The sequence below is a fragment of the Enterobacter cloacae complex sp. EB5 genome, from assembly GCF_031432835.1.
Classification (GTDB): Bacteria; Pseudomonadota; Gammaproteobacteria; order Enterobacterales; family Enterobacteriaceae; genus Enterobacter; species Enterobacter hormaechei_C.
This window is the reverse complement of the sequence record NZ_CP133860.1, coordinates 3,569,860-3,594,389: the sequence shown is the minus strand read 5'-3', so window position 1 is coordinate 3,594,389 and position 24,530 is coordinate 3,569,860. Positions and strand designations below refer to the sequence as shown.

Annotated in this window: 25 protein-coding genes and 1 pseudogene; 9 read left to right on the top strand and 17 right to left on the bottom strand. The window is 55.1% G+C overall.

Annotation, left to right across the window (positions count from 1 at the left end):
- The first annotated feature begins 906 nt into the window (after nt 1-906).
- A complete protein-coding gene (gene alaA / locus RHN82_RS17350) occupies nt 907-2,121 on the top strand; it encodes an alanine transaminase AlaA (protein ID WP_003861471.1) in 1,215 nt (404 codons plus the stop codon).
- Between the two features lie 117 nt (nt 2,122-2,238).
- Nucleotides 2,239-2,838, top strand: coding sequence for a 5'-deoxynucleotidase (gene yfbR, locus RHN82_RS17345; protein ID WP_047053290.1), 600 nt, complete (start codon nt 2,239-2,241; stop codon nt 2,836-2,838).
- Nucleotides 2,839-2,918: 80 nt separating this feature from the next.
- Here yfbR and RHN82_RS17340 read toward each other — a convergent pair whose 3' ends face one another.
- The 4 genes from RHN82_RS17340 to yfbV form a co-directional block, all read right to left on the bottom strand.
- Nucleotides 2,919-4,751, bottom strand: coding sequence for an SLC13 family permease (locus RHN82_RS17340; RefSeq protein ID WP_045350222.1), 1,833 nt, complete (start codon nt 4,749-4,751; stop codon nt 2,919-2,921).
- Nucleotides 4,752-4,826: 75 nt separating this feature from the next.
- Nucleotides 4,827-5,486 carry a sugar phosphatase gene (locus RHN82_RS17335; protein WP_047053286.1) on the bottom strand — a complete coding sequence of 220 codons (660 nt, stop codon included), beginning with the start codon at nt 5,484-5,486 and terminating at the stop codon, nt 4,827-4,829.
- Nucleotides 5,487-5,497: 11 nt separating this feature from the next.
- Nucleotides 5,498-5,992, bottom strand: a complete 495-nt coding sequence (locus RHN82_RS17330; RefSeq protein ID WP_008502874.1) for a YfbU family protein — start codon at nt 5,990-5,992, stop codon at nt 5,498-5,500.
- 92 nt (nt 5,993-6,084) lie between these two features.
- Entirely contained in the window at nt 6,085-6,540 is a 456-nt protein-coding gene (gene yfbV, locus RHN82_RS17325; protein WP_003861459.1) for a terminus macrodomain insulation protein YfbV, read from the bottom strand.
- Between the two features lie 337 nt (nt 6,541-6,877).
- On the opposite strand from yfbV, the gene ackA reads away from it, so the two are divergent.
- Both ackA and pta read left to right on the top strand, forming a co-directional pair.
- A complete protein-coding gene (gene ackA, locus RHN82_RS17320; protein WP_015572267.1) occupies nt 6,878-8,080 on the top strand; it encodes an acetate kinase in 1,203 nt (400 codons plus the stop codon).
- A gap of 75 nt (nt 8,081-8,155) precedes the next feature.
- Entirely contained in the window at nt 8,156-10,297 is a 2,142-nt protein-coding gene (gene pta / locus RHN82_RS17315) for a phosphate acetyltransferase (protein ID WP_045327763.1), read from the top strand.
- 114 nt (nt 10,298-10,411) lie between these two features.
- Here the strand turns inward: pta and RHN82_RS17310 are convergent.
- The 5 genes and pseudogenes from RHN82_RS17310 to RHN82_RS17290 all read right to left on the bottom strand — a co-directional run bounded on the left by RHN82_RS17310 (nt 10,412) and on the right by RHN82_RS17290 (nt 14,392).
- A pseudogene (locus RHN82_RS17310) lies at nt 10,412-11,364 on the bottom strand (transketolase family protein).
- Nucleotides 11,357-12,187, bottom strand: coding sequence for a transketolase (locus tag RHN82_RS17305; RefSeq protein ID WP_039270261.1), 831 nt, complete (start codon nt 12,185-12,187; stop codon nt 11,357-11,359). The pseudogene RHN82_RS17310 and the gene RHN82_RS17305 overlap by 8 nt, the downstream one beginning before the upstream one ends.
- Nucleotides 12,184-13,575, bottom strand: a complete 1,392-nt coding sequence (locus tag RHN82_RS17300) for a PTS ascorbate transporter subunit IIC (RefSeq protein ID WP_017383437.1) — start codon at nt 13,573-13,575, stop codon at nt 12,184-12,186. Before RHN82_RS17300 ends, RHN82_RS17305 begins: the two co-directional genes overlap by 4 nt.
- A gap of 21 nt (nt 13,576-13,596) precedes the next feature.
- Nucleotides 13,597-13,869, bottom strand: a complete 273-nt coding sequence (locus RHN82_RS17295) for a PTS sugar transporter subunit IIB (RefSeq protein WP_003861447.1) — start codon at nt 13,867-13,869, stop codon at nt 13,597-13,599.
- Nucleotides 13,870-13,948: 79 nt separating this feature from the next.
- On the bottom strand, nt 13,949-14,392 hold the full coding sequence (locus tag RHN82_RS17290) for a PTS sugar transporter subunit IIA (RefSeq protein WP_047053280.1): 444 nt from the start codon (nt 14,390-14,392) through the stop codon (nt 13,949-13,951).
- A gap of 236 nt (nt 14,393-14,628) precedes the next feature.
- Between RHN82_RS17290 and RHN82_RS17285 the strand changes: the two genes are divergently transcribed.
- Nucleotides 14,629-15,648, top strand: coding sequence for a LacI family DNA-binding transcriptional regulator (locus RHN82_RS17285; RefSeq protein ID WP_017383439.1), 1,020 nt, complete (start codon nt 14,629-14,631; stop codon nt 15,646-15,648).
- Between the two features lie 3 nt (nt 15,649-15,651).
- Here the strand turns inward: RHN82_RS17285 and yfcD are convergent, their stop codons facing one another.
- The 3 genes from yfcD to yfcF are packed head-to-tail and all read right to left on the bottom strand — an operon-like array spanning nt 15,652 to nt 17,526.
- Complete coding sequence (gene yfcD / locus RHN82_RS17280) at nt 15,652-16,218, bottom strand: NUDIX hydrolase YfcD (RefSeq protein ID WP_006811396.1); 567 nt, start codon at nt 16,216-16,218, stop codon at nt 15,652-15,654.
- A 55-nt stretch (nt 16,219-16,273) separates the two neighbouring features.
- Nucleotides 16,274-16,825, bottom strand: coding sequence for a phosphodiesterase (gene yfcE / locus RHN82_RS17275; protein WP_047053277.1), 552 nt, complete (start codon nt 16,823-16,825; stop codon nt 16,274-16,276).
- A gap of 56 nt (nt 16,826-16,881) precedes the next feature.
- Nucleotides 16,882-17,526: a glutathione transferase gene (gene yfcF, locus RHN82_RS17270; protein WP_047053276.1), complete on the bottom strand. Its 645-nt coding sequence runs from the start codon at nt 17,524-17,526 to the stop codon at nt 16,882-16,884.
- Nucleotides 17,527-17,666: 140 nt separating this feature from the next.
- Between yfcF and yfcG the strand changes: the two genes are divergently transcribed.
- The 4 genes from yfcG to RHN82_RS17250 all read left to right on the top strand — a co-directional run bounded on the left by yfcG (nt 17,667) and on the right by RHN82_RS17250 (nt 20,192).
- Nucleotides 17,667-18,296: a GSH-dependent disulfide bond oxidoreductase gene (gene yfcG / locus RHN82_RS17265; protein WP_003861434.1), complete on the top strand. Its 630-nt coding sequence runs from the start codon at nt 17,667-17,669 to the stop codon at nt 18,294-18,296.
- Between the two features lie 75 nt (nt 18,297-18,371).
- Entirely contained in the window at nt 18,372-18,740 is a 369-nt protein-coding gene (folX, locus tag RHN82_RS17260; RefSeq protein WP_003861432.1) for a dihydroneopterin triphosphate 2'-epimerase, read from the top strand.
- 13 nt (nt 18,741-18,753) lie between these two features.
- Complete coding sequence (locus tag RHN82_RS17255; RefSeq protein WP_047053274.1) at nt 18,754-19,647, top strand: TIGR01777 family oxidoreductase; 894 nt, start codon at nt 18,754-18,756, stop codon at nt 19,645-19,647.
- A gap of 44 nt (nt 19,648-19,691) precedes the next feature.
- On the top strand, nt 19,692-20,192 hold the full coding sequence (locus tag RHN82_RS17250) for a GNAT family N-acetyltransferase (protein ID WP_047053272.1): 501 nt from the start codon (nt 19,692-19,694) through the stop codon (nt 20,190-20,192).
- A 140-nt stretch (nt 20,193-20,332) separates the two neighbouring features.
- Here RHN82_RS17250 and hisP read toward each other — a convergent pair whose 3' ends face one another.
- The 5 genes from hisP to argT all read right to left on the bottom strand — a co-directional run bounded on the left by hisP (nt 20,333) and on the right by argT (nt 24,392).
- Nucleotides 20,333-21,106, bottom strand: coding sequence for a histidine ABC transporter ATP-binding protein HisP (hisP, locus tag RHN82_RS17245; RefSeq protein WP_003861426.1), 774 nt, complete (start codon nt 21,104-21,106; stop codon nt 20,333-20,335).
- A gap of 9 nt (nt 21,107-21,115) precedes the next feature.
- A complete protein-coding gene (locus tag RHN82_RS17240; protein ID WP_003861424.1) occupies nt 21,116-21,829 on the bottom strand; it encodes an ABC transporter permease in 714 nt (237 codons plus the stop codon).
- Nucleotides 21,826-22,512 (bottom strand): histidine ABC transporter permease HisQ, encoded by a 687-nt coding sequence (locus RHN82_RS17235; RefSeq protein WP_015572256.1) that lies wholly within the window; start codon nt 22,510-22,512, stop codon nt 21,826-21,828. The genes RHN82_RS17240 and RHN82_RS17235 overlap by 4 nt, the downstream gene beginning before the upstream one ends.
- Nucleotides 22,513-22,600: 88 nt before the next feature.
- Entirely contained in the window at nt 22,601-23,383 is a 783-nt protein-coding gene (hisJ, locus tag RHN82_RS17230) for a histidine ABC transporter substrate-binding protein HisJ (RefSeq protein ID WP_003861421.1), read from the bottom strand.
- 226 nt (nt 23,384-23,609) lie between these two features.
- The gene (argT, locus tag RHN82_RS17225) at nt 23,610-24,392 is read right to left on the bottom strand and encodes a lysine/arginine/ornithine ABC transporter substrate-binding protein ArgT (RefSeq protein WP_003861418.1); all 783 of its coding nucleotides are present in this window, start codon (nt 24,390-24,392) and stop codon (nt 23,610-23,612) included.
- Nucleotides 24,393-24,530: the final 138 nt, after the last annotated feature.

Here is a 24,530-nt window from a genome sequence, read left to right as displayed (position 1 = left end):
GGAGCTGCCCGGGTTGAAGCTGTGTGTAACAGTTAAGCAATTCCTTCTGAAGAGTTTCCCTCGCATCCCGGCCCGGCAGACTGCCTGACAGATAGTTATTGTACTGCGGTATATCACCAGTCAGAAATCACGTTTCATGACGTTATTTTTATTCTCTTGCGTCCAGGATATTTCGTTGTTTGCAGGTCGATGTAAATACCATAAAAAGTAAGACATGTTTTCTGCCATCTATATCGCAGCGTTGCCAACGTAGCAAGATGTGACTTACCCAATCAGCCAGAGATAACTTTAACAATAACAATCGATTAATACAGGAAAGCAGAATCCGATATACGTAACAGGCCTATCGCTATGCTGCATTCCCGAAACACATCTTAACCCAAATCCACTATATTTATAAGTCTTATTGCAATATTAAGGATTTACCGCCAATGATAAGCAACTACACTCTTTTTATTAAAATTAACGAAAGTTGCATTTTCGTCGTTAATAATAAAGTTTAATTTAGATTCAGGCAATTCATTAATAACCCTTAACATTAATTTCACATGAGTAACTTTTAACCTGGCTTTGCTAATATGGCAAACGGTATCTCAGCATTCAGGTTTTACGAATGGTCACTCTGGGGGACTAATGCATCAGCCCGAAACGTCTTTTTATTTACTCCAGAATAATATTCATCGTTATATGCAATTTTTAGCATAAAAAACCCAGCAATCCTCTTTATCACGATAAATTCAGGCACAAAATCACTCCGTCGTTAGAGTAAGCGATCACAGCGGTATTGCCTGGTGGAACGAAATCTTCTTCTGTGCGCCCTTCAAAACGAAGCGCGGTGGGAGTACATTGTTCCGTGCACACTTCCACGGCAGGAAGTTGCAATAATAGCGAAAAGGTTAAAGGTTCATGTCCCCTATCGAAAAATCCAGCAAGCTCGACAACGTCTGTTACGACATCCGTGGCCCGGTACTCAAAGAGGCAAAACGCCTTGAAGAGGAAGGCAATAAGGTTCTGAAACTCAACATCGGCAACCCCGCGCCATTTGGTTTTGAAGCGCCGGATGAGATCCTGGTGGATGTGATCCGTAACCTGCCCACTGCACAAGGATACTGCGATTCAAAAGGGCTTTATTCCGCCCGTAAAGCCATCATGCAGCACTATCAGGCTCGCGGTATGCGCGATGTCACCGTTGAAGATATCTACATTGGTAACGGTGTCTCGGAGCTGATCGTTCAGGCGATGCAGGCGCTCCTGAACAGCGGCGATGAAATGCTGGTTCCTGCCCCGGATTATCCGCTGTGGACGGCTGCGGTGTCCCTGTCCAGCGGTAAAGCGGTGCACTACCTGTGCGACGAATCCTCTGACTGGTTCCCGGATCTGGATGATATTCGCGCCAAAATTACCCCGCGCACCCGGGGTATCGTGATCATTAACCCGAATAACCCGACGGGTGCGGTTTATTCAAAAGAGCTGCTGATGGAGATCGTCGAGATCGCCCGCCAGCACAACCTGATCATCTTTGCCGACGAGATTTACGACAAGATCCTGTACGACGCGGCGCAGCACCACTCTATCGCCGCGCTGGCGCCCGATCTGCTGACGGTGACCTTTAACGGACTGTCTAAAACTTACCGCGTTGCCGGTTTCCGTCAGGGCTGGATGGTACTGAACGGTCCGAAAAAACATGCGAAAGGCTACATTGAAGGGCTGGAGATGCTGGCATCCATGCGTCTGTGCGCTAACGTACCGGCGCAACATGCGATCCAGACAGCACTCGGCGGCTATCAAAGCATCAGCGAGTTTATCGTTCCAGGCGGCCGCCTGTATGAACAGCGCAACCGCGCATGGGAATTGATTAATGATATTCCGGGCGTCTCCTGCGTGAAGCCTAACGGCGCGCTGTACATGTTCCCGAAAATCGACGCGAAGCGCTTCAATATTCACGACGATCAGAAAATGGTGCTCGACTTCCTGCTACAGGAAAAAGTGCTGCTGGTTCAGGGGACGGCGTTTAACTGGCCGTGGCCGGATCATGTACGTATCGTCACCCTGCCGCGCGAAGACGATCTCGAAATGGCCATCAGCCGCTTCGGGCGCTTCCTCTCCGGATACCATCAGTAACGCTGACTTTCCGCCGGGTAGCGCTGCGCTTACCCGGCCTGCACCCTCCGCAAATTTGCATCTTCCCTCCCCTCCCCGCACAATGAAGTCTGTCGCAGTGAAGACATAAGGTAACCTATGAGTCAGAGTCATTTCTTTGCCCACCTCTCCCGCCTGAAACTCATCAACCGCTGGCCGCTGATGCGCAACGTGCGCACTGAGAATGTGTCTGAGCACAGTTTGCAGGTTGCCATGGTCGCGCACGCGCTGGCCGCGATTAAAAACCGCAAATTCAACGGGCAGGTGAATGCCGAACGTATCGCCCTGCTGGCGATGTACCACGATGCATCGGAAGTGCTGACCGGGGATCTGCCTACGCCGGTGAAATATTTCAACTCGCAGATTGCCCAGGAATATAAGGCCATTGAGAAGATTGCCCAGCAGAAGCTGATCGACATGGTGCCTGAAGAGCTGCGCGATATCTTCGGGCCGCTGATCGACGAGCATCAGTATACGGAAGAGGAGAAATCCCTGGTTAAGCAGGCCGATGCGCTGTGCGCCTACCTGAAGTGTCTGGAAGAATTATCCGCCGGGAATAACGAATTTTTACTGGCAAAAACGCGTCTGGAAAAAACGCTGGAATCTCGTCGCAGCGAAGAGATGGATTACTTTATGCAGGTGTTTGTGCCGAGCTTCCATTTGTCGCTGGATGAGATTAGCCAGGATTCGCCACTCTGATTTTCGCCCAGCGGCGCTGCGCTTGCAGGGCCTGCGGGGTTGTAGGCCGGGTAAGGCGTAGCCGCCACCCGGCAAAATGCTCAGAACGGAAACAGGACCGGTATCAATACCACGCACACCACCATCACCAGCACGGTGAACGGCACACCCAGCTTCACGAAATCACTGAACCTATAATTCCCGGGCCCCAGCACCAGCGTATTGACCGGGGAAGAGACCGGCGTCATAAATGCCGCGGACGCCGCCATCGCAACCATCATCGCAAACGGATACGGCGAAACACCCATCGATTTTGCCATCGCCAGCGCAATGGGCGCCATCAGCACCGCCGTTGCGGTATTGGAGATGAACAAACCAATGGTGGCGCACATGACGAACAGGCAAACCATCATCAGGTACGGACCATACCCCCCGCCCGCGTCCATCAAGCCTTTCACGATCAAATCCACCCCGCCGGTTTTCTGTAGCGCCAGGGCGAAGGGCATCATCCCGACGATGAGAATGATGCTCGGCCAGTGAATCGCTTTGTAAGCGCTTTCGGCGTCGATACAGCGGAATTTGCCCATTAACAGACAGGCGATTATCGCCGCCACCGGGTTAGGGATCTCGTCCGTCAGCATCAGGGCAACCATCAATACCAGGCAAAAAATCGCATGGGGCGCCTGGCTGTGCGCCGGTGATGCATCGCTCTCTTCAATCGGCATATTCAGCACCACAAAATCGCGGCCTTTCTGCCCGAGCTGGCTAATCAATTTCCAGTTGCCGACCACGAGGAAGATATCCCCCAGCAGGATCGGCTCATCCACCACCGCCCCTTCCAGGGCTACGCCATCGCGCTTCAGGCCCACCACGTTGAGGCCATAGCGGGTACGAAAGCCGATTTCACGCACGGTTTTGCCCAATAACTCCGATTCCGGGATCAGCGACACCTCGGCCATTCCCACATCCAGCGCCTGGTCGGAGAAATACTCGCCGCGCAGCACCATCGGCTCCAGCAGCTGCTCGCTACAAAACTCCCGCAGATCCACATCCGCGGTGGACATATCAATCAGCAGGACGTCACGCGCGCGAAACTCGGACACCCCGTTCACGTTAACGATCACCCGACGAAAACGACGCCAGCGCTCAACCCCGATGACGTTCGCGCCATAGCGTTCGCGTAGCTTAAGGTCATCCAGCCGCTGTCCCACCATCGGCGACCCCGGGCGGATAGCCAGACGTCGGGCACGCCCGGTCAGACGGTACTCTTTAATCAGATCGCGGAAAGAGCGTCGCTTCCAGCCCTCTTTGGCTTTATCCTGCTTCTCCCCTTTCAGCGCGAAACGGGTCAATAACATATAGATAATGCCCATCACCAGTACCACCAGCCCGATCGGCGTAACGCTAAAGAAGCTAAACCCCTCAAGCCCCTCACGGATCAGTTCGCTGTTCACGACGAGGTTCGGCGGCGTCGCGACCAGCGTCATCATGCCGCTGATGAGCCCGGCGAAGCTCAACGGCATCATCAGCCGCGACGGGGAGATCTGCATCCTCATGCAGACGCTCAGCACGACCGGAATAAAGATGGCCACGACGCCCGTAGAGCTCATAAACGCGCCCAGCCCGGCGACAGTCAGCATCAGGTAAATCAGCATTTTGGTTTCGCTGCTGCCCGCCACCTTAACCAGCCACGACCCCATCATCGTCGCCACGCCGGTGCGTACCAGCCCGTCGCCAATAATAAACAGGGCGGCAATCAAAATAACGTTGGGATCGCTAAACCCGGAAAAGGCTTCCGGCAGGGAAAGGGTACCGCTCAGAACGAATGCGACAATCACAAACAGGGCGACGGCATCCATGCGCACCTTGCCCGTGGCAAAAAGAATGATGGCGATTAACAGCAGGCTCAGGACCCAAATCAGTTCACCGTTCACAACATGTCCTTGTCAGTGGAGGAGAAGCAATTCTGCCATAAAAAAGCCCCGGTAATGCGGGGCTATATCATGGGATTACATTTTTAGCGAGACGGTTACAACTCCGTCTGACGCCTTCGAGACGTCGATGGCGGTCAGGGTGTTAAGCACGAAATCCGACTCCTCCAGCCGGGGGGAACCCGCCGGGACGTTAACGGCAATGACGTGGCTTCCGGCGTTCAGCCCGGCCAGCACCCCTGCCGCCGCGTCTTCCACCACCACGCACTCCGCTGGCGCCAGGCCAAGCAGTTGTGCGCCGAGCAGGAACGCATCCGGTTCAGGCTTGCCGCGCTTCACGCGCTCAGCGGTAATGAAGACGTCCGGCGTCGGTAACCCTGCCGCCTTATGACGGGCATGCGCGACGGGAACCGAGCCGGAGGTGACGATAGCCCACGGGATCTGCGCTTCATTCAGGTGCTCAAGCAGTTCACGCGCACCGGGCAGCGCGGTGATGCCCTCGGTATCGGTAGCTTCAATCTGCTCAAGATAGCGGAACTCCGCCTGAATCTCTTCCTCAGAACGTCCCGCCAGGAAGTGCCGCAATGAGGTAATGGCCTGTTTGCCATGGATGAAATTCAGTACGTCCTGATGGTCGATGCCGTGCCGGTCGGCCCAATGGCACCACGAGCGCTCCACCACCGGCAGCGAATCCACCAGCGTACCGTCCAGATCAAACAGAAAACCTTTACACTGCACACGCACCTCCGTCAGGCATTAATGATTTGTTGAATTTCGTTACTGCTTAAATGGTACTGGCGCGGACAGGCGTGCCACGCGCTCAGCATACGCTGATACTTATCCCACATCGGGGTCTGGGCGTTGAAGCCGTGCGTACCCGCATCAAAATGGGTGTAGCGCCCTTCGGTATTCACCATAAAACGTACATAGCTCAGATAGCGCGCTTCCGTCGCGGCATCAAAGCCCAGGAACGTCACGCGGCGCTCGTCAATGGACTGCTGGTCCTTCAGATTGGTCCAGGACACATGCAGCGCATGGTACATCTCCATGATGTCGATAACGATACGGCAGGTTTCCTCTTTCAGTTCGCCAAATTCGCGATCCAGTTCGCGCATCTGCAAGCCAAAACCACGTTCGACAATGGTTTGCAGGCGGCTGTAGCGCGCAGCGTTATCGGGATCAAGCATAGTCATCATCTTGTACTGGTTAGACAAAATCAGACGTTGAGCATGGGTCATTTCCATCTTTCGACTCCTGTAGCGCATTGCACTGTAAAAAAAAGACACGGTAACTGATTGTTACTGTGCCTTCTTTTGGTCGTCGTTTCGATGATCAATCACAAGTCATCGAGGAATGTTTTATCAAGCTGTTTAAACGCACGCTTGAGGGTATCCGCCAGCGCCTGATAGTCCGGCTTGCCTTCAACCGGCGCCAGCGCCTGGCCCGCCTCCTCCAGCTTTCCACGCACTTCATAAAACCAGTGTAAAATAGAAGGCGGAAGTGGCGTGACGGAACGTTTACCTAACCACCATAGCCCTTGCATCGGCAGGCTTAACGCAAAGAGCGCCGTCGCGACGGCAGGGCCAAGCTGCCCACCTAGTGCTATCTGCCAGCACAGGGTAAAAACGGCAATCGGGGGCATAAAGCGAATCGCATAGCGCGTGGCGCGAATAGTGCGATTTTCAATAAACATGGGCGCGAGGCGCTTTTCCATCGGCCATGTCTTTGCGTAATGCTGTCCCCGACGAAACAGACTAAAAAAGTTCACGGACGGGATTTCGGGTGTCGACATGGCTGTACCTCAACTTCACATATAAAAATTAAAATTTTCGTGCAAAACCACAACAGGCTATGACAACGTTCAAAATATTTTGTCATCGCTACCCCGTATCGGGTATCCTGTGCCAGCCTGATAGGGCCGTAGACGATAAGCGTTAACTCGTCAAATTATCGCATATTATGCCATTGTCTGAAAAATGTTCAAAATGGCTTAAAATCATAGGTATTTCTTCCATCCTGCCAGAATGTTTGTTTGGCATGATGTTAATCATAAATGTCTGGGTCAGCATGCGTTACGCTTTTAGACTCACTGACGTTTTTTTAGCCACGTATCAATAATAGGTACTTCCATGTCGAGTAAGTTAGTACTGGTTCTGAACTGCGGTAGCTCCTCACTGAAATTCGCCATCATCGATGCGCTCAACGGTGACGAGTACCTCTCTGGTTTGGCCGAATGTTTCCATCTGCCTGAAGCACGTATCAAGTGGAAGATGGACGGCAGCAAACAAGAAGCGGCTTTAGGTGCAGGCGCCGCTCACAGTGAAGCGCTGAACTTTATCGTTAACACTATTCTGGCACAAAAACCAGAACTGTCTGCTCAGCTGACCGCAATTGGTCACCGTATCGTCCACGGCGGCGAAAAATACACCAGTTCCGTGGTAATCGACGACTCCGTGATTCAGGGTATCAAAGACTCTGCGTCTTTCGCACCGCTGCATAACCCGGCTCACCTGATCGGTATCGCTGAAGCACTGAAATCCTTCCCGAGTCTGAAAGACAAAAACGTGGCCGTGTTTGATACCGCGTTCCATCAGACCATGCCGGAAGAGTCTTACCTCTATGCCCTGCCATACAGCCTGTACAAAGAGCACGGCGTCCGTCGTTACGGCGCTCACGGCACCAGCCACTTCTATGTGACTCAGGAAGCCGCAAAAGTGCTGAACAAGCCGGTTGAAGAAGTCAACATTATCACCTGCCATCTGGGCAACGGTGGTTCTGTTTCCGCTATCCGCAACGGTAAGTGTGTTGACACCTCTATGGGTCTGACCCCGCTGGAAGGTCTGGTGATGGGTACCCGTTCCGGTGATATCGACCCGGCGATCATCTTCCACCTGCACGACACCCTGGGCATGAGCGTTGACGACATCAACAAAATGCTGACCAAAGAGTCTGGCCTGCTGGGCCTGACCGAGGTCACCAGCGACTGCCGTTACGTTGAAGACAACTACGCAGAAAAAGCTGACGCTAAACGTGCAATGGACGTTTATTGCCACCGTCTGGCGAAGTACATCGGTTCTTACACCGCGCTGATGGAAGGCCGTCTGGATGCTGTTATCTTCACCGGCGGTATCGGTGAGAACGCGGCAATGGTACGTGAACTGTCCCTGGGCAAACTGGGCGTTCTGGGCTTCGAAGTTGATCATGAGCGTAACCTGGCTGCCCGCTTCGGCAAGTCTGGCTTCATCAACAAAGAAGGCACCCGCCCTGCTATCGTTATCCCAACTAACGAAGAGCTGGTCATCGCGCAAGACGCGCACCGCCTGACTGCCTGATTCCACACCGCCAGCAATGCTGGCGGTGCTGTTTTGTAACCCGCCCAACGCGGCGGTAACGAAAGAGGATAAACCGTGTCCCGTACTATTATGCTGATCCCTACCGGAACCAGCGTCGGCCTGACCAGCGTCAGCCTCGGCGTGATCCGCGCTATGGAACGCAAAGGCGTTCGTCTGAGCGTCTTTAAGCCTATCGCCCAGCCACGTGCCGGTGGCGATGCGCCAGACCAGACCACCACCATCGTTCGCAAGAACTCCAATCTGCCAGCGGCTGAACCGCTGAAGATGAGCCACGTTGAATCTCTGCTCTCCAGCAACCAGAAAGACGTGCTGATGGAAGAGATCATTGCCAACTACCACGCAAACGCGCAGGACGCGGAAGTGGTGCTGGTTGAAGGCCTAGTCCCGACCCGTAAACACCAGTTTGCCCAGTCTCTGAACTTTGAAATCGCGAAAACCCTGAACGCAGAGATCGTTTTCGTGATGTCTCAGGGCACGGATACCCCAGAGCAGCTGAAAGAGCGTATCGAACTGACGCGCAGCAGCTTCGGCGGTGCGAAAAACACCAGCATCACCGGCGTGATTGTTAACAAGCTGAACGCGCCAGTAGATGAGCAGGGCCGTACGCGTCCTGACCTGTCCGAAATTTTTGACGACTCTTCCAAAGCGAAAGTCATCAAAGTTGACCCGGCTAAGTTGCAGGATTCCAGCCCGCTGCCTGTTCTGGGCGCGGTGCCATGGAGCTTCGATCTGATTGCCACCCGTGCAATCGATATGGCGCGTCACCTGAACGCCACCGTGATCAACGAAGGCGATATCAACACCCGCCGCGTGAAGTCCGTGACCTTCTGTGCGCGCAGCATTCCGCACATGCTGGAGCACTTCCGCGCAGGTTCCCTGCTGGTGACCTCCGCAGACCGTCCGGACGTGCTGGTCGCTGCCTGCCTGGCGGCGATGAACGGCGTGGAAATCGGTGCCATTCTGCTGACCGGCGGCTACGAAATGGACGCGCGTATCAGCAAGCTGTGCGAACGTGCGTTCGCCACTGGCCTGCCAGTCTTCATGGTGAACACCAACACCTGGCAGACCTCCCTGAGCCTGCAAAGCTTCAACCTCGAAGTGCCGGTTGATGACCACGAGCGTATCGAGAAAGTTCAGGAATACGTTGCGGGCTACATCAACGCAGACTGGATCGAATCCCTGACGGCGACTTCCGAGCGCAGCCGTCGTCTGTCTCCTCCAGCCTTCCGTTACCAGCTGACCGAGCTGGCGCGTAAAGCGGGCAAACGCGTGGTTCTGCCAGAAGGCGACGAACCACGTACCGTTAAAGCGGCGGCCATCTGTGCAGAGCGCGGTATCGCGACCTGTGTGCTGCTGGGTAACCCGGATGAGATCAACCGCGTTGCGGCGTCTCAGGGCGTTGAGCTGGGCGCGGGCATCGAAATCGTTGATCCTGATGTGGTCCGCGAAAGCTACGTTGCCCGTCTGGTTGAGCTGCGTAAGAACAAAGGCATGACCGAAGCCGTTGCGCGCGAGCAGCTGGAAGACAACGTGGTGCTGGGTACGCTGATGCTGGAGCAGGACGAAGTTGACGGTCTGGTTTCCGGTGCGGTTCACACCACCGCGAACACCATCCGCCCACCGTTGCAGCTGATCAAAACCGCACCGGGCAGCTCTCTGGTCTCCTCCGTGTTCTTCATGCTGCTGCCTGAACAGGTTTACGTTTACGGCGACTGCGCGATCAACCCGGACCCAACCGCAGAGCAGCTGGCAGAAATCGCTATCCAGTCTGCGGACTCCGCAACGGCCTTCGGTATCGAACCACGCGTCGCGATGCTCTCCTACTCCACCGGCACCTCTGGTGCAGGTAGTGACGTAGAGAAAGTCCGTGAAGCAACCCGTATTGCACAGGAAAAACGTCCGGATCTGATGATCGACGGCCCGCTCCAGTACGATGCCGCGGTAATGGCTGACGTGGCGAAATCCAAAGCGCCGAACTCGCCGGTTGCAGGTCGCGCTACCGTGTTCATCTTCCCGGATCTGAACACCGGTAACACCACCTATAAAGCGGTACAGCGTTCAGCAGACCTGATCTCCATCGGGCCAATGCTGCAAGGCATGCGCAAACCTGTGAACGACCTGTCCCGTGGTGCGCTGGTTGACGATATCGTCTACACCATCGCGCTGACGGCGATTCAGTCTTCCCAGCAGCAGTAATTTTAAGGTCTTGCCGGATGGCGCTTCGCTTATCCGGCCTACAGGACCGTAGGCCCGGTAAGCGCGAGCGCCACCGGGCAACAAAAAGGCGACCACAAATGGTCGCCTTTTTTATTACAGCAACTCTCGCGCCGCCGACACAATGTCATGTGCCGTCAGGCCATACTCCTTCTGCAAGAAGTCCTGTGTACCCACCTGACCATACCGTTCCTTCACCCCCACCCGCCGCATAGGCACCGGACAGGTTTCCACCAGCACTTCCGCCACCGCCGACCCCAGCCCGTTGTGAATGCTGTGGTTTTCGCAGGTCACAATACGCCCGGTTTTCTCGGCATAGTTTTTCACCAGCATCCGATCGATGGGCTTCAGGGTAAACATGTCGATGACCGCTGCGCTTACCCCCTCCTGCTCCAGCTGGCGCGCCGCCTCCAGCGCTTCCGCCACCATAATGCCGTTAGCAATCAGGGTAATATCGGTTCCCTCGCGCAGCACGTTTCCCTTGCCGATGGTGAAGGTTGCCCCGGGGCATAGACGCTCGGGGCCTGTTTACGGATGGTCCTTACCCAGTAAAAGCCTTCCAGGTCGATGAGCTGACGCAGCACATCTTCGAACATCACCGCATCGGTCACCTCCAGTACCACTGAATGCGCCAGACCGCGCACGATGCCCATATCCTCGAACGACATATGCGTCCCACCGTTGTGGCAGGCCGTCACGCCCGCATCCGAGGCAATCACCTTCACGTTATTGCGCTGGTAGTCCAGGGACATAAACAGCTGGTCGAAGCAGCGACGGCTGGCAAAAGCGGTAAAGGTATGGACGAACGGCTTCCGTCCGGTGAGCGACAGCCCGGCGGCCGTCCCAATCACGTTGGCCTCCATAATGCCGCAGTTGATGACGTGCTGTGGATAATCACGCGCTACGCCGTCCATCGCCATCGAACTCATCAGATCCGCTTCGAGCGCAATGATCTCGCTCCCGGCCTCAATCTGTTTTGCCACAAAACCCGCGTAGACCTTACGCATCTCAACGGCATCTTTCTGTCCTGTCGGTGCAACCTTAATCATGTGAAGCCTCCAGTTGGCGAATCGTCTCGTTGAGCGCCGCTTTGCTCTCCTCGGTTAATCGCAGGTGATGCGAGTTGCTGAGCTGTTCCAGGTATGGCACCCCCTGCCCTTTGATGCTGTCGAGGATCACCACCCGCGGACGCGCATCGGCCTCAGGGATCGGCGCGGTCACCTCCAGCAGCGCCGGAATGTCATCCCCTTTCACCGTCACCACGTCAAAACCAAAGGCGCGGAATTTGCCTTCCAGGTCGAAGGCGCTGATGATTTCGTCCAGCTCGCCGTCGAGCTGCTGTTTGTTCCAGTCCACGAATACCGTCAGATTGTTCAGTCGATGGTGAGCGATAAACTGGAAGGCTTCCCAGCACTGTCCTTCATTCAGTTCTCCGTCGCCAACGATGCAAAACACCCGGTTTGGCCTTCCTGCCAGCTTGTGCGACAGCGCCATGCCGCCAGCGATGGAGATCCCCTGCCCCAGTGATCCGGTGGTGGCATCCACGCCGCGTGTTTTCAGGCGATCCGGGTGACTTGGCAGACGCGTCCCGTTCTGGTTCAGCGTACTCAGCTCTTCAATTGGGAAGTAGCCCTTAATCGCCAGCGTGCTGTACAGCGCCGGCCCCGCATGGCCTTTCGACAGCACAAAGTAATCGCGCTCTGGCCAGTCCGGATCGGCCGGGTCAATTTTCATTACCGCGCCGTACAGAACGGCCAGCGTTTCAACGACTGACATGCTGCCGCCGTAGTGACCAAAACCCAGCTGCGTAAGGGATTTCAGCGTCTCAAGGCGGATCTGACGCGCCAGTTCGGTTATTTCATTCTCATTCATGATTTGGCTCCGGGGTTTTCCTGCGCGTTACCGCTGGCAGGTTTGTTTTTAGCGAAGACGTTGTAGGCCACCAGCAGCGCGAACAACACAACAACCAGTCCGGTGATGGCAAGCGGCGACAGGAAGCGTGCCAGGTTGCCCAGCACAATCCCGACCGCACCAAAATCAGCGTCCGAGAAGGTCGTATTCGCAAAGCCAATTGCGCCCAGAACAGGCAGCAGCAGGACCGGGAGGAAGGTGATCAGCAGGCCGTTAGCAAACGCGCCAATCATCGCCCCGCGACGTCCGCCGGTGGCGTTACCAAACACGCCTGCCGTTGCGCCAGTGAAGAAGTGCGGCACCACTCCCGGCAGGATCAGCACCCAGCTAAACTGACCGCAGATGAACAAGCCCACAATCCCGCCGAGGAAGCTAAACAGGAAGCCAATCAGCACCGCGTTTGGCGCATACGGGTAAACCACCGGGCAGTCCAGCGCAGGCCGCGCATTGGGCACCAGTTTTTCCGAGAAGCCGGTAAAGGCCGGGACGATTTCCGCCAGAATCAGGCGCACGCCCTGCAAGATGATGAACACGCCTGCCGCGAAGGTGATGGCCATAATGATGGCGTACACCAGGTAGTTCTGACCGCCGCTGAAGGTGGCCTCCACGTACTCACGTCCGGCGCTCACCGCCATGATCAGGTAGATAATCATCATGGTCAGGGAGATGGAGATTGAACTGTCACGCAGGAAGCTAAGGTTCTTCGGCAGGTTCATCTCTTCGGTGGAGCGCGAGCCTTTCCCGACCTTGCTGCCAATCCAGCCGGACAGCACGTAGCCCAGCGTGCCGAAATGACCGAAGGCGATCTCATCGTTGCCGGTAATACGCTTCATATAGCGCTGCGCAATCGCCGGGAAGAAGGCCATAATCAGGCCGAGGATCAACGAACCGGTAAAGACCAGCCCGACCCCCTCGAAGCCTGCAACCGTCAGGATCACGCCAATCATGCATGCCATGTAGAAGGTGTGATGCCCGGTAAGGAAGATGTACTTCAGGCGGGTAAAGCGCGCGACAATAATATTCGCCACCATCCCGAAGGCCATAATGAGCGCGGTGGAAGCGCCATATTTTTCCAGGGCAATGGACACAATAGCTTCATTGTTGGGAATAATGCCCTGAATATTAAAGGCGTGCTCAAACATACCGCCGAGCGGATTTAAAGAGCCCACCAGCACGGTTGCGCCGCCGCCCAGTACAATAAAGCCGAGAATGGTTTTAATTGTGCCTTTTACCACATCCGAAAAGGCTTTTTTCTGCGCCACAAGACCAATCAGGGCAATTAACCCGACCAGCACTGAAGGGACTTTTAAAATATCAACAACGAAATTCAGCGTTTCAAGGATAAACATATCCACCTCGCCTTATCAGGATTATTGTCTTTCGAACCAGGCGCGCAGCTGCGCTTCGAGTTCGTTGATATCGATGATATTGTTGATCACCACCAGCTGGCTTTCCGGCACGCTGGCGCTGGCGGCAATGTCTTTCGCCATTACAAACAGGTCCGCCGCGCCCGGCGTGGCCGAGGAGAGATCGGAGTGTTCAACCTCTGCCTCAATTTCCAGTTTTTTGAGCACCTTTTTAATATTCATTTCGACCATAAAACTGCTGCCCAGGCCGGAGCCGCAAATAGCCATGATTTTCATTGTTATCCCCTTTTTAGAGTAGAGTACGCCCCATCACGCTGACGCGTAATGTTGAGATGAATCGGATTAAATAATTAAATCAGAAGCGATCGATGATGGTTTTTATCTCCTCCAGCGTATTCGCCCGATGTAATTCAGCCATATCTTCGTCGCTGGAAAATAATTCCGCTAAGGCTGAGATCATTTCGATATGGCTATGCTTGTCCGGCGCCGCCAGCATCACAATCACATCGACAGGGTCAAACTCACCGGCACCAAAAGAGACGCCCTGTTTCAGTTTCAATAATGACAGGCCAAGTCCTTTCGCTCCTTCTTCCGGTCGCGCATGTGGCATTGCCAGCCCTGGAGCCAGCACATAGTAGGGACCTAACGTGTGGTGCTGCTCGATGATAGCCGTAACATATTCCGGCGCGATAACCTGCAAATCCAGCAGCGGTTTCGCGCACAGTTCCAGCGCCTGGGGCCAGCTTTCAACTCTATCCTGTAGGATGATGGTTGTATCATATATCCACTTTTTGAGCATTTTTCACTCCCGCTAAAGACCAGACATGGGCAAACTCTATTCAACCCATCAATCAATGACTGCGATCGCGATCACAAAGATAGCGCTACCAACGACTAACATGCAGAACTGTGATAGCGCTATCAAATTGCTATCATGGTGCGAAATCACAGCAAAAAAAGGGATTTAAGGCGTATACTGCCTGTCACGTAAAATGAAGGATGAAACTGAATCGCGTCCTGTCAGCAGGAAGATGTATGTCTTTAACCCGAAAACGGCGCAGTACCGGAAAAGTAACGCTCGCGGATGTCGCACAGCTTGCCGGCGTAGGCACGATGACTGTTTCCCGTGCCCTCCGCACGCCCGAACAGGTTTCCGATAAACTGCGTGAAAAAATTGAAGCCGCGGTGCAGGAGCTGGGTTATATGCCCAATCTTGCCGCCAGCGCACTGGCATCGGCGTCGTCATGGACGATTGCGATGGTTGTTCCCAATCTTTCCGAAGCTGGCTGTTCCGAGATGTTCGCCGGGCTACAGCAGGTGCTCCAGCCAGCCGGATATCAGATCATGCTGGCGGAATCTCAGCATCGTCTTGAACAGGAAGAGAAACTGCTTGAAACGCTGCTGGCCTCGAATATTGCCGCGGCGATACTGCTCAGCGTCGAGCACTCCGATACCGTGCGACACTGGCTGAAAAACGCCTCTATCCCGGTGATGGAAATGGGTGCAATGCGTGCCGATCCGATTGATATGAATATCGGGATTGATAACGTCGCCGCCATGTATGAACTTACCGAGATGGTGATTCAGCGTGGCTACCAGAATATCGGCCTGCTGTGCGCTAACCAGGAGCAGTGGATTTTTCAGCAGCATTTGCAGGGCTGGTACAAGGCGATGCTGCGCCACCACCTTTCGCCGAACAGAGTGATTAATGCCGCCATGCCGCCGAACTTCTCCACCGGTGCGGCACAATTGCCAGAGTTCCTGCTGGCGTGGCCGGAGCTGGATGCGCTGGTGTGCGTGTCAGATGAACTGGCCTGCGGCGCGCTGTATGAGTGCCAGCGTCGGCGCATCAAAGTGCCGGACGATTTAGCGGTCGTGGGCTTTGGCGACAGCGACGTCAGCCGCGTCTGTCAGCCGCCGCTGACGACGATGGCAGTACCGCATCGCAAGATTGGGATTGAAGCCGGGAAAGCGTTACTGGAACGTCTGAATGACGGAGACTGGCGCGATCATAAACCCATCGCGTCCAGCCTGTGTCTGCGGGAAAGCTGTTAAGGCTTACTCAGCCTCTTCCTCTTTTTCTGCCTTATTTTCCGGTTTAGCGGATTCGTTTTTGGCGTTGCGGGTCATCCACAGCGCCAGTGCTTTAAGGGAATCCGGCGTGAACTCGTCGCAACGCGCGGTGATCTCTTCCGGCGTCATCCAGCACACTTCGCTCACTTCCTCTTCCTGCAAGGCGAAAGGCCCGTGGGAAACGCAGCTGAACAGCCCGCCCCAGACGCGACAATGCTCATCTTCGAAATAAAACTGCCCGTGCTCGGCAAACGGCACGCCAGCGATACCTAACTCTTCTTCCGCTTCACGACGCGCGGAGTCCAGCAATACTTCATCGGCCTGCACAACGCCACCCGCTGTGGCGTCCAGCATACCAGGAAGAAAATCTTTGGTGTCGGTGCGACGCTGGACCAGAATCTTGCCCATGCCGTCATGAACAACGATGTACGTCGCGCGGTGACGCAGACGCTCCGCACGCATTTGTTCGCGGCTGGCCTGCGCGATCACTTCATTCTCTTCGCTGACAATGTCAACCCACTCAGTACTTGCCAAATGATTCTGCTCCACCATCGGGAAACCTTCTCGTCTAAGCGCTCTTACGGCGCGTTTGCAGTTGTGGTGTAACTTACGGATTAATCGCTATCTGCGCAATAACTTGCTGATCATTAAGTGCGATAACTCTTAATGTCCCGTCTTCATACATGCCGTAGCTTGCCGGGTTGCCGCCTTTGGGAATGCTAACAGACCCGGGGTTAAAGTGATAAAACGCCCCGCGTTTTTCCGCCACCGGAATATGAGTATGACCATAAACCAGGACATCGCCAGCGGCGAGTGACGGCAGGTTATCCGGGCCGAACAGGTGCCCGTGGGTCAGGAACAAACGGCTGTTTTCCATCAACACCTGTTGCCAGGGAGCGGTGATGGGAAAATGCAGCAGCATCTGGTCAACTTCGCTGTCGCAGTTGCCGCGAACGGCGATAATGCGCGAGGCAAAATTATTAAGTTTTTCCGCCACCTGCGCGGGAGCATAGCCTTCCGGCAACGCATTGCGTGGGCCGTGGTTTAACACGTCGCCCAGGATCACCAGCCATTGCGCCCCGCTTTGGGCGAACAGAGAAAGCACGCGTTCGGTCGCGGGCAGCGATCCATGAATATCCGACGCAAACATCAGTTTCATCAGTTACTCCTCGGGAATTCAGACTGCCCCTATCATACCTCAAGCGCCCCGTCTTATCAGCCCGCGCGCTTAGCAGAGAGTGCCAGATAGCGCTGAACTGACGCGCGTTGCCACTGGAATGTGGCGTAATCCACCAGCCGCTGTGGGACGTCATCGCCATTGAGGATCAGGCGATTGAGCATCAGCGCCAGATCGGTGTCGGCAATACACCACTCGCCAAACAGGTTAGGGTTACCCTGCGCCAGCAGCGATGACGCGGTTTCAATCAGCTTCCGGGCGCTGGATAAGCCCTCCTCGCTGAGGGCAGGCTTTTTAACGCCAGCGAACACCACATCCGTGGAGCGTTCTGTGCGAATCGGCACCAGGTCGCTACGCAGCCACGCCTGGATCTGGCGGGCGCGGGCGCGCTTTTGCAGATCGTGAGGATAGATGCGTTCCCACTCAGGCGGGGCAAAGCGGTCCTCAAGGTACTCGTCAATCGCCGAGGATTCACTCAACTCAAAACCGTCAATCTCCAGCACAGGGACACGGCGGGTGAGCGCGTAGCCCTGCCACTGAGGCTTCAGATGTTCGCCGCTGTCCAGGTCAACGGTTTTCAGACTAAAAGTAAGCCCCTTTTCTGCCAGCGCCACATAAACGCTCATAACATAAGGAGAAAAAAAGTTCGCATCGGACCACAACGTTATTACAGGCTGGCTCATAACATCCTCATCGGCTGATCGGTTTTCACTCAACATATAATCTCTTTGCCTCGCTGTCACTTGATGAAAACTCACGATTTACAACAAGCACCTATACTGATTTTTCATGGCAACACTATTCGCACTGACAGGAGTTGAGAATGATAGATCTCTATTATGCCCCCACCCCTAATGGCCATAAGATCACCCTCTTTCTTGAAGAAGCCGAAGTGGACTACCGGATCATTCGCGTGGATATCAGTAAAGGCGACCAGTTCCGCCCCGTTTTTCTGGCCATATCGCCCAACAATAAAATTCCGGCCATCATTGATAACCTGCCCTCCGACGGCGGCAAACCGTTAAGCCTGTTTGAGTCCGGAGAGATTTTGCTCTATCTGGCGGAGAAAACCGGCAAGCTCCTGAGCGGGGAGTTGCGCGAGCGTCATCACACGCTGCAATGGTTATTCTGGCAGTCGAGCGGCCTCGGGCCAATGCTGGGGCAGAATCACCACTTTACCGCCTATGCGCCGCAGACGATCCCTTACGCCATTGAGCGATATCAGGTCGAAACCCAGCGCCTGTACGGGGTCCTGAACCGTCGGCTGGAAAAATCACCGTGGCTGGGAGGTGAGCATTACAGCATCGCAGATATCGCCTGCTGGCCGTGGATCAACACCCATGAACGTCACCGGATCGATCTGGCCACTTATCCGGCGGTGAACAACTGGTTTGAGCGCATCCGGACCCGCCCGGCCACCGAACGCGCCATGCAAAAAATCCATCAGATTTGAGCCCGCGCCCCGTTGGGTGCAGGTGTTCTCCTCATGTATGATGAGGTGAAAATACTGACACGGAGAAGACCTGCAATGTCCCAGCATGACGCTATTATTCGCATAAAAAACTTACGCTTACGAACGTTCATTGGTATCAAAGAGGAGGAGATCGCGAATCGCCAGGATATCGTGGTGAATGTGGTGATCCACTACCCGGCAGACAAGGCGCGCGCCAGCGAAGACATCAATGACGCGCTGAACTATCGCACGATCACCAAAAGCATCATCCAGTACGTTGAGAACAACCGTTTTGCGCTACTGGAAAAATTAACTCAGGATGTGCTCGACATCGCACGCGAACACCACTGGGTCACTTATGCTGAAGTGGAGATCGATAAACTTCACGCCCTGCGCTACGCCGACTCCGTCTCCATGACGTTAAGCTGGCAGCGCCAGGCGTAAACCTGGAGGTTGTATGAAGATCCTGCTCACCGGCGGTACGGGCCTGATTGGTCGCCATCTCATTCCACGCTTGCAGGCGTTGCATCACGACATTACCGTGGTCACGCGCAGCCCGGAGAAAGCGCGCCAGGTGCTGGGTGCCAGCGTTGAGATCTGGAAAGGCCTGGCGGAACGGCAGGATCTGAACGGCTTTGACGCCGTCATCAACCTCGCAGGCGAACCTATTGCCGATAAACGCTGGACCGAAGAGCAAAAACAGCGTTTATGCAGCAGCCGCTGGAACATGACCGAAAGGCTGGTTGAGCTGATTCGCAACAGCGAGACGCCGCCTTCGGTGCTGATTTCCGGCTCTGCTACAGGCTACTATGGCGATCTCGGTGAAGTGGTGGTGACCGAAGAGGAGCCGCCGCACAACGAGTTTACCCATAAACTCTGCGCCCAGTGGGAGCGCATCGCCTGCGCGGCGCAGAGCGATCGTACCCGCGTCTGCCTGCTGCGCACCGGCGTGGTACTTGCGCCGAAGGGCGGTATTCTCGGTAAAATGCTGCCGCCGTTTAAAATGGGGCTTGGCGGGCCCATCGGCAACGGTCGTCAGTATCTGGCGTGGATCCATATCGACGATATGGCCAACGGCATTCTCTGGCTGCTGGATAACGACCTGCGCGGGCCGTTTAACATGGTGTCTCCGTATCCGGTACGTAATGAACAGTTTGCTCACGCCCTGGGCCATGCCCTGCATCGCCCGGCGGTGCTGCGCGTGCCTGCGACGGCGATTCGTCTGCTGATGGGTGAGTCTTCGGTGCTGGTGCTGGGCGGGCAGCGCGCGCTGCCAAAACGGCTGGAAGCGGCCGGGTTTACGTTCCGCTGGTATGACCTGGAAGAGGCGCTGGGGGATGTGGTGCAGTGAATATGTTAGAGTTATACGCCATGTCTGGATGATATGGCGTAACTATGGCAACCATCACCACAACCCGGCTTCACCTCACCCCTTTCGAACCTTCTGACTGGGCGTTCTTCCGCACTCTGCGCGAAGACCCCGCCATCATGCGCTATATGGCCGCTATCACGCCGGAAAAAGAGACCCGCCGCGTATTTGCCGCGCGCCTGATGGCGGAGCATGTCTTTGTGATCCGTCTGCATAACGACGTTACGCCGCTCGGGGATATCGGCCTGCAAATCAGCCCGGCGAACCGTGAAGAGGCGGATATTGGCTACACGGTTGTGCCTGCCGCGCAGGGAAAAGGCATTGCCAGCGAGGCGCTGCGCGCGGTGTGTGAGTATGCATTTAACCAGACGGGCGTGAAGGCGATAAACGCGTACGTGCTGGCGGATAACGTCGGGTCGGTGCGGGTCCTTGAGAAAGCGGGTTTTGTGCGCACACAGGTGCTGGAGAAGGCGTACGAGATTAACGGCGTACGTTACGACGACTGGGTGTATCGGCTGGAGTGTTGAATGCCGGGCGGCACTGCGTTTGCCCGGCCTACGGGGTTTGTAGGCCCGGTAAGCGAAGCGCCACCGGGCAATTGGGCGACTCTGCGGGCTGATGCCCTCACCCCGGCCCTCTCCCTGTGGGAGAGGGAGAAAGGCCAAACCTACTTCAACGAGCCTTTCAGGAACTGCTGCAACCGCGGGCTTTGCGGGTTCGCCAGCACCTCATCGGGGTGCCCCTGCTCTTCAATTTTCCCCTGATGCAGGAAGATAACGTGGTTAGAAACGTTACGGGCGAAGCCCATCTCGTGCGTCACCACCACCATCGTTTTGCCCTCTTCCGCCAGCTTCTGCATGATGCGCAGCACTTCGCCAACGAGTTCAGGATCCAGCGCGGAAGTCGGTTCGTCAAACAGCAACACTTCCGGCTCCATCGCCAGCGCACGGGCGATGGAAACACGCTGCTGCTGCCCCCCTGACAGGTGCACCGGATATTTGATCTGCTGCCGCTCGTCGATACCCACTTTCGCCAGGTATTTGACCGCACGCTCGCGGGCTTCCTGCTTGCTTAAGCCGAGCACCTGAACCGGCGCTTCCATCACGTTCTCCAGCACCGTCATGTGGCTCCAGAGGTTGAAGTGCTGGAACACCATCGTCAGGCGCGTGCGCAGCAGGCGCAACTGGTTTTTATCCGCCACTTTAAGCTGGCCGTCTTTATCACGGACCATATTAATGTTCTGTCCGCTCACCACAATCGACCCTTCGCTCGGCTTTTCGAGGAAGTTGATGCAGCGCAGGAAGGTACTTTTACCCGAACCTGATGAGCCGATAATACTGATCACGTCGCCCGCGTTAGCCTCCAGCGACACCCCTTTCAGCACTTCATGTTCGCCGTAGCGCTTGTGCAAATCAATTACGTTTAATTTGTTCTCAGCCATCATAAATTCTCAGTGCGTCGACGGTTTTATATGCTGCAACCAGCGTTTTTCAGCCTTACGGAACAGGCTGATCAGGACGTAAGAAATGATCAAATAGAGCACTGCCGCAATGCCAAACGCCGTAAACGGCTGGTAGGTGGCAGAGTTAATATCGCGGGCAATCTTTAACAGATCCGGTACCGTGGCGGTAAACGCCAGTGCCGTCGAATGCAGCATTAAAATCACTTCGTTGCTGTAGGCCGGCAGCGCAATACGCAGCGCCGAAGGCAGAATAATACAGCGGTAGAGCTTCACGGACGAGAAGCCGTACGCGCGCGCCGCCTCGATCTCACCGTGCGGCACAGAACGGATGGCCCCGGCGAAGATCTCGGTGGTATAGGCGCAAGTATTGAGGGTCAGCGCCAGCACCGTACAGTTCAGGCCGCTGCGGAAGAACGCGTTCAGCATCTCGGTGCCTTTCACGATCTCCAGCGTGTACATCCCGGAATAGAACACCAGCAGCTGCACGTACAGCGGCGTACCGCGAAACACGTAGGTGAACAGCCAGATCGGGAACTGGATAAATTTATTGTTCGACACGCGGCCAATGGCGAGAAACACCGCCAGAATGCCGCCCATTACCACCGAGGAGATCAGCAGCCACAGCGTGATCGCCACGCCAGTAAAGCGGTAGCCATCCGTCCACAGCAGGGATTTCCAGTACTCCTGAATAATCTCAATCACAGGTCAGCCCTCTTCACACCCACGGAGTAGCGACGTTCGAGCAGAAGCAGCACACCATTGGAGACGGTCGTAAAGACCAGATAAATTACGCCGCAAACCACCGCAAAATAGAACGGTTCCCAGGTGCTTTTACCCGCCAGCTGCGTGGCCTTCACCACATCTTCCAGACCCAGCAGGGAGACCAGCGCCGTTGCCTTGAGAATAACCTGCCAGTTGTTACCGATGCCCGGCAGCGCGTAGCGCATCATGGCCGGGAACATGATCCGGCGAAACGTTTGTGAGGAGGTAAAACCGTAGGCGGTCGCCGCTTCAATATGCCCTTTCGGCACGGCCATGTAAGCGCCGCGGAAGGTCTCAGTGAAATAAGCGCCGTAGATAAAACCAAGGGTAATAATACCAGCCACCATCGGGTCGATATCGATCTGCTCCATGCCGATGGCATCCGTCACGCCGTTAAGTGCGATTTGCAGGCCGTAAAAGATCAGCAGCATCAGCACCAGGTCAGGCACGCCGCGAATCAGCGTGGTATAGCCTTCAAATATCAGCGCCAGCGGTCTGTTGGCGGATAATTTTGCCCCCGCGCCCGCCAGGCCTATCAGCACCGCCAGCACCACGGAGCTGATAGCCAGCTCAAGGGTGACAAGCGCGCCCTGTAAAATAACGCCAGAAAATCCGTACAGCATACCGCGTGCCCTGTCGTCTCGTGAGTGGTGGAACCGTGTCTTTTCCCCTCCCGCAACGGGAGGGGCCGCACGTTATCAGACGGGGCGATTAGCCGCCGTAAACATTAAAATCGAAGTACTTTTTAGCCAGCTTGTCATAGGTGCCGTCCGCGCGCATCTCGGCGAACGCTTTGTTCAGGGCTTCACGCAGTTCGTTGTCTTCTTTACGCAGGCCCATACCGGTACCGACGCCAAAGAGTTTTTCGTCCTTAATGGACGGACCGCCGAACTTGTAATCTTTACCCACAGGCTGTTTCAGGAAGCCTTCGCTTGCCGCCACTTCATCCTGGAATGCCGCGTCAATGCGGCCTGCCGTCAGGTCTGCGTAGATGTTTTCCTGGCCCTGGTAAGAGACAATTTCAATCCCCTTTGGCGCCCAATGCTCGTTGCCGTAGGTTTCCTGCGTCGTACCCTGCAACACGCCTACGCGTTTGCCTTTCAGAGATTCAAGGGTTGGCTGAATGTCAGAGGATTTCGCCACCACCAGACGTGAGTCCGCCGCGTAGAGTTTGTCCGTAAAGGCAATCTCCTGCTGACGTTTTTCTGTGATGGACAGGGAGGACATGATCACGTCAATTTTCTTCGCTTTCAGGGACGGGATCAGCGCATCCAGCGGGTTTTCAACGTAGGTACATTGCGCTTTAATGCGTTTGCACAGCTCGTTAGCCAGATCGATGTCAAAACCGACCAGTTCCCCCTTCGCATTCTTCGATTCGAAAGGTGCATAGGTTGGGTCAGTTCCAATACGAATTTTCTGCGGAATTGCTGCGAATGCCGCGGTGGCGCTGGAAAAAGCCAGTACCAGAGAAAGTGACAACACCAGTTTTTTCATATCTGTCCTCAACAAACTGTCTTAATACGAGATTTTTACGACGACGGGGTGTTGTTAATGTGCCATTAATCCCCTCATTCAGGCAAAGATTAATGCCTTTGAACGGGAATTTTTGCATTATAAATGCTTAACTATGCACACAGCGATCCAGTATGGTGCATGTGTTGCACCATACTGGAACATAACCCTGCCGGGACGCACCACTTCAGTGCATCTCATTCAGGCATTAATCACCGTAGACGTTGAAATCGAAGTATTTCTTCGCCAGTTTGTCGTAGGTACCGTCTTTACGCAGCTCATTAAACGCTTTGTCGAAGGCGGCTTTCAGCTCGGTATCATCCTTACGCAGGCCAATACCGGTACCGTCGCCAAAGTATTTTTTGTCTTTTACCGACGGGCCGGCAAAGGCGTACTCTTTACCCGCAGGCTGTTTCAGGAAGCCTTCGCTCGCGGCGACTTCATCCTGAAACGCCGCATCCAGACGGCCTGCCGCAAGGTCAGAGTAGATCAGATCCTGGTTCTGGTAAGCCACCACATCGACGCCCTTCTCGCGCCAGTTAGCATTGGCGAAACCTTCCTGGGTCGAACCCTGAAGCACGCCAACATGTTTGCCTTTCAGCGAGTCGATGGTCGGCTGGATTGGCGAGCCTTTCGCGGCAATCAGACGTGAGTCGGCAGCGTAGAGCTTCTCAGAGAAGGCGATCTCCTGCTGACGTTTTTCCGTGATGGAGAGAGAAGAGATAATGGCATCAATTTTCTTGGCTTTCAGCGACGGGATCAGCGCGTCAAAGTCACTGCCCACCCATGTACATTTCACTTCCATGCGTTTGCACATCTCATTTCCCAGATCGATATCAAACCCCACGAAGTCGCCTTTCGCATCCTTGGAGGAGAATGGCGCGTAGGTTGCGTCTGTACCGATACGAACTGTCTGTGGAAGCGCTGCATAGCTACTTGCTGCTGCACTCAAGCCCACGAGCAAAGACAGAGCCAGAACCGTCTTCTTCATACATTTACCCTCAAGAACCGTGATTTTATTATGGTTTATGTTGTGTGTTGTGTTGCAGGCTGCTCTTGCAGGTCTTATGCCACATTGTCGTCGGGTTAAAACTACGACGTTAAATATGTTAATAAAACGTTGCGATAC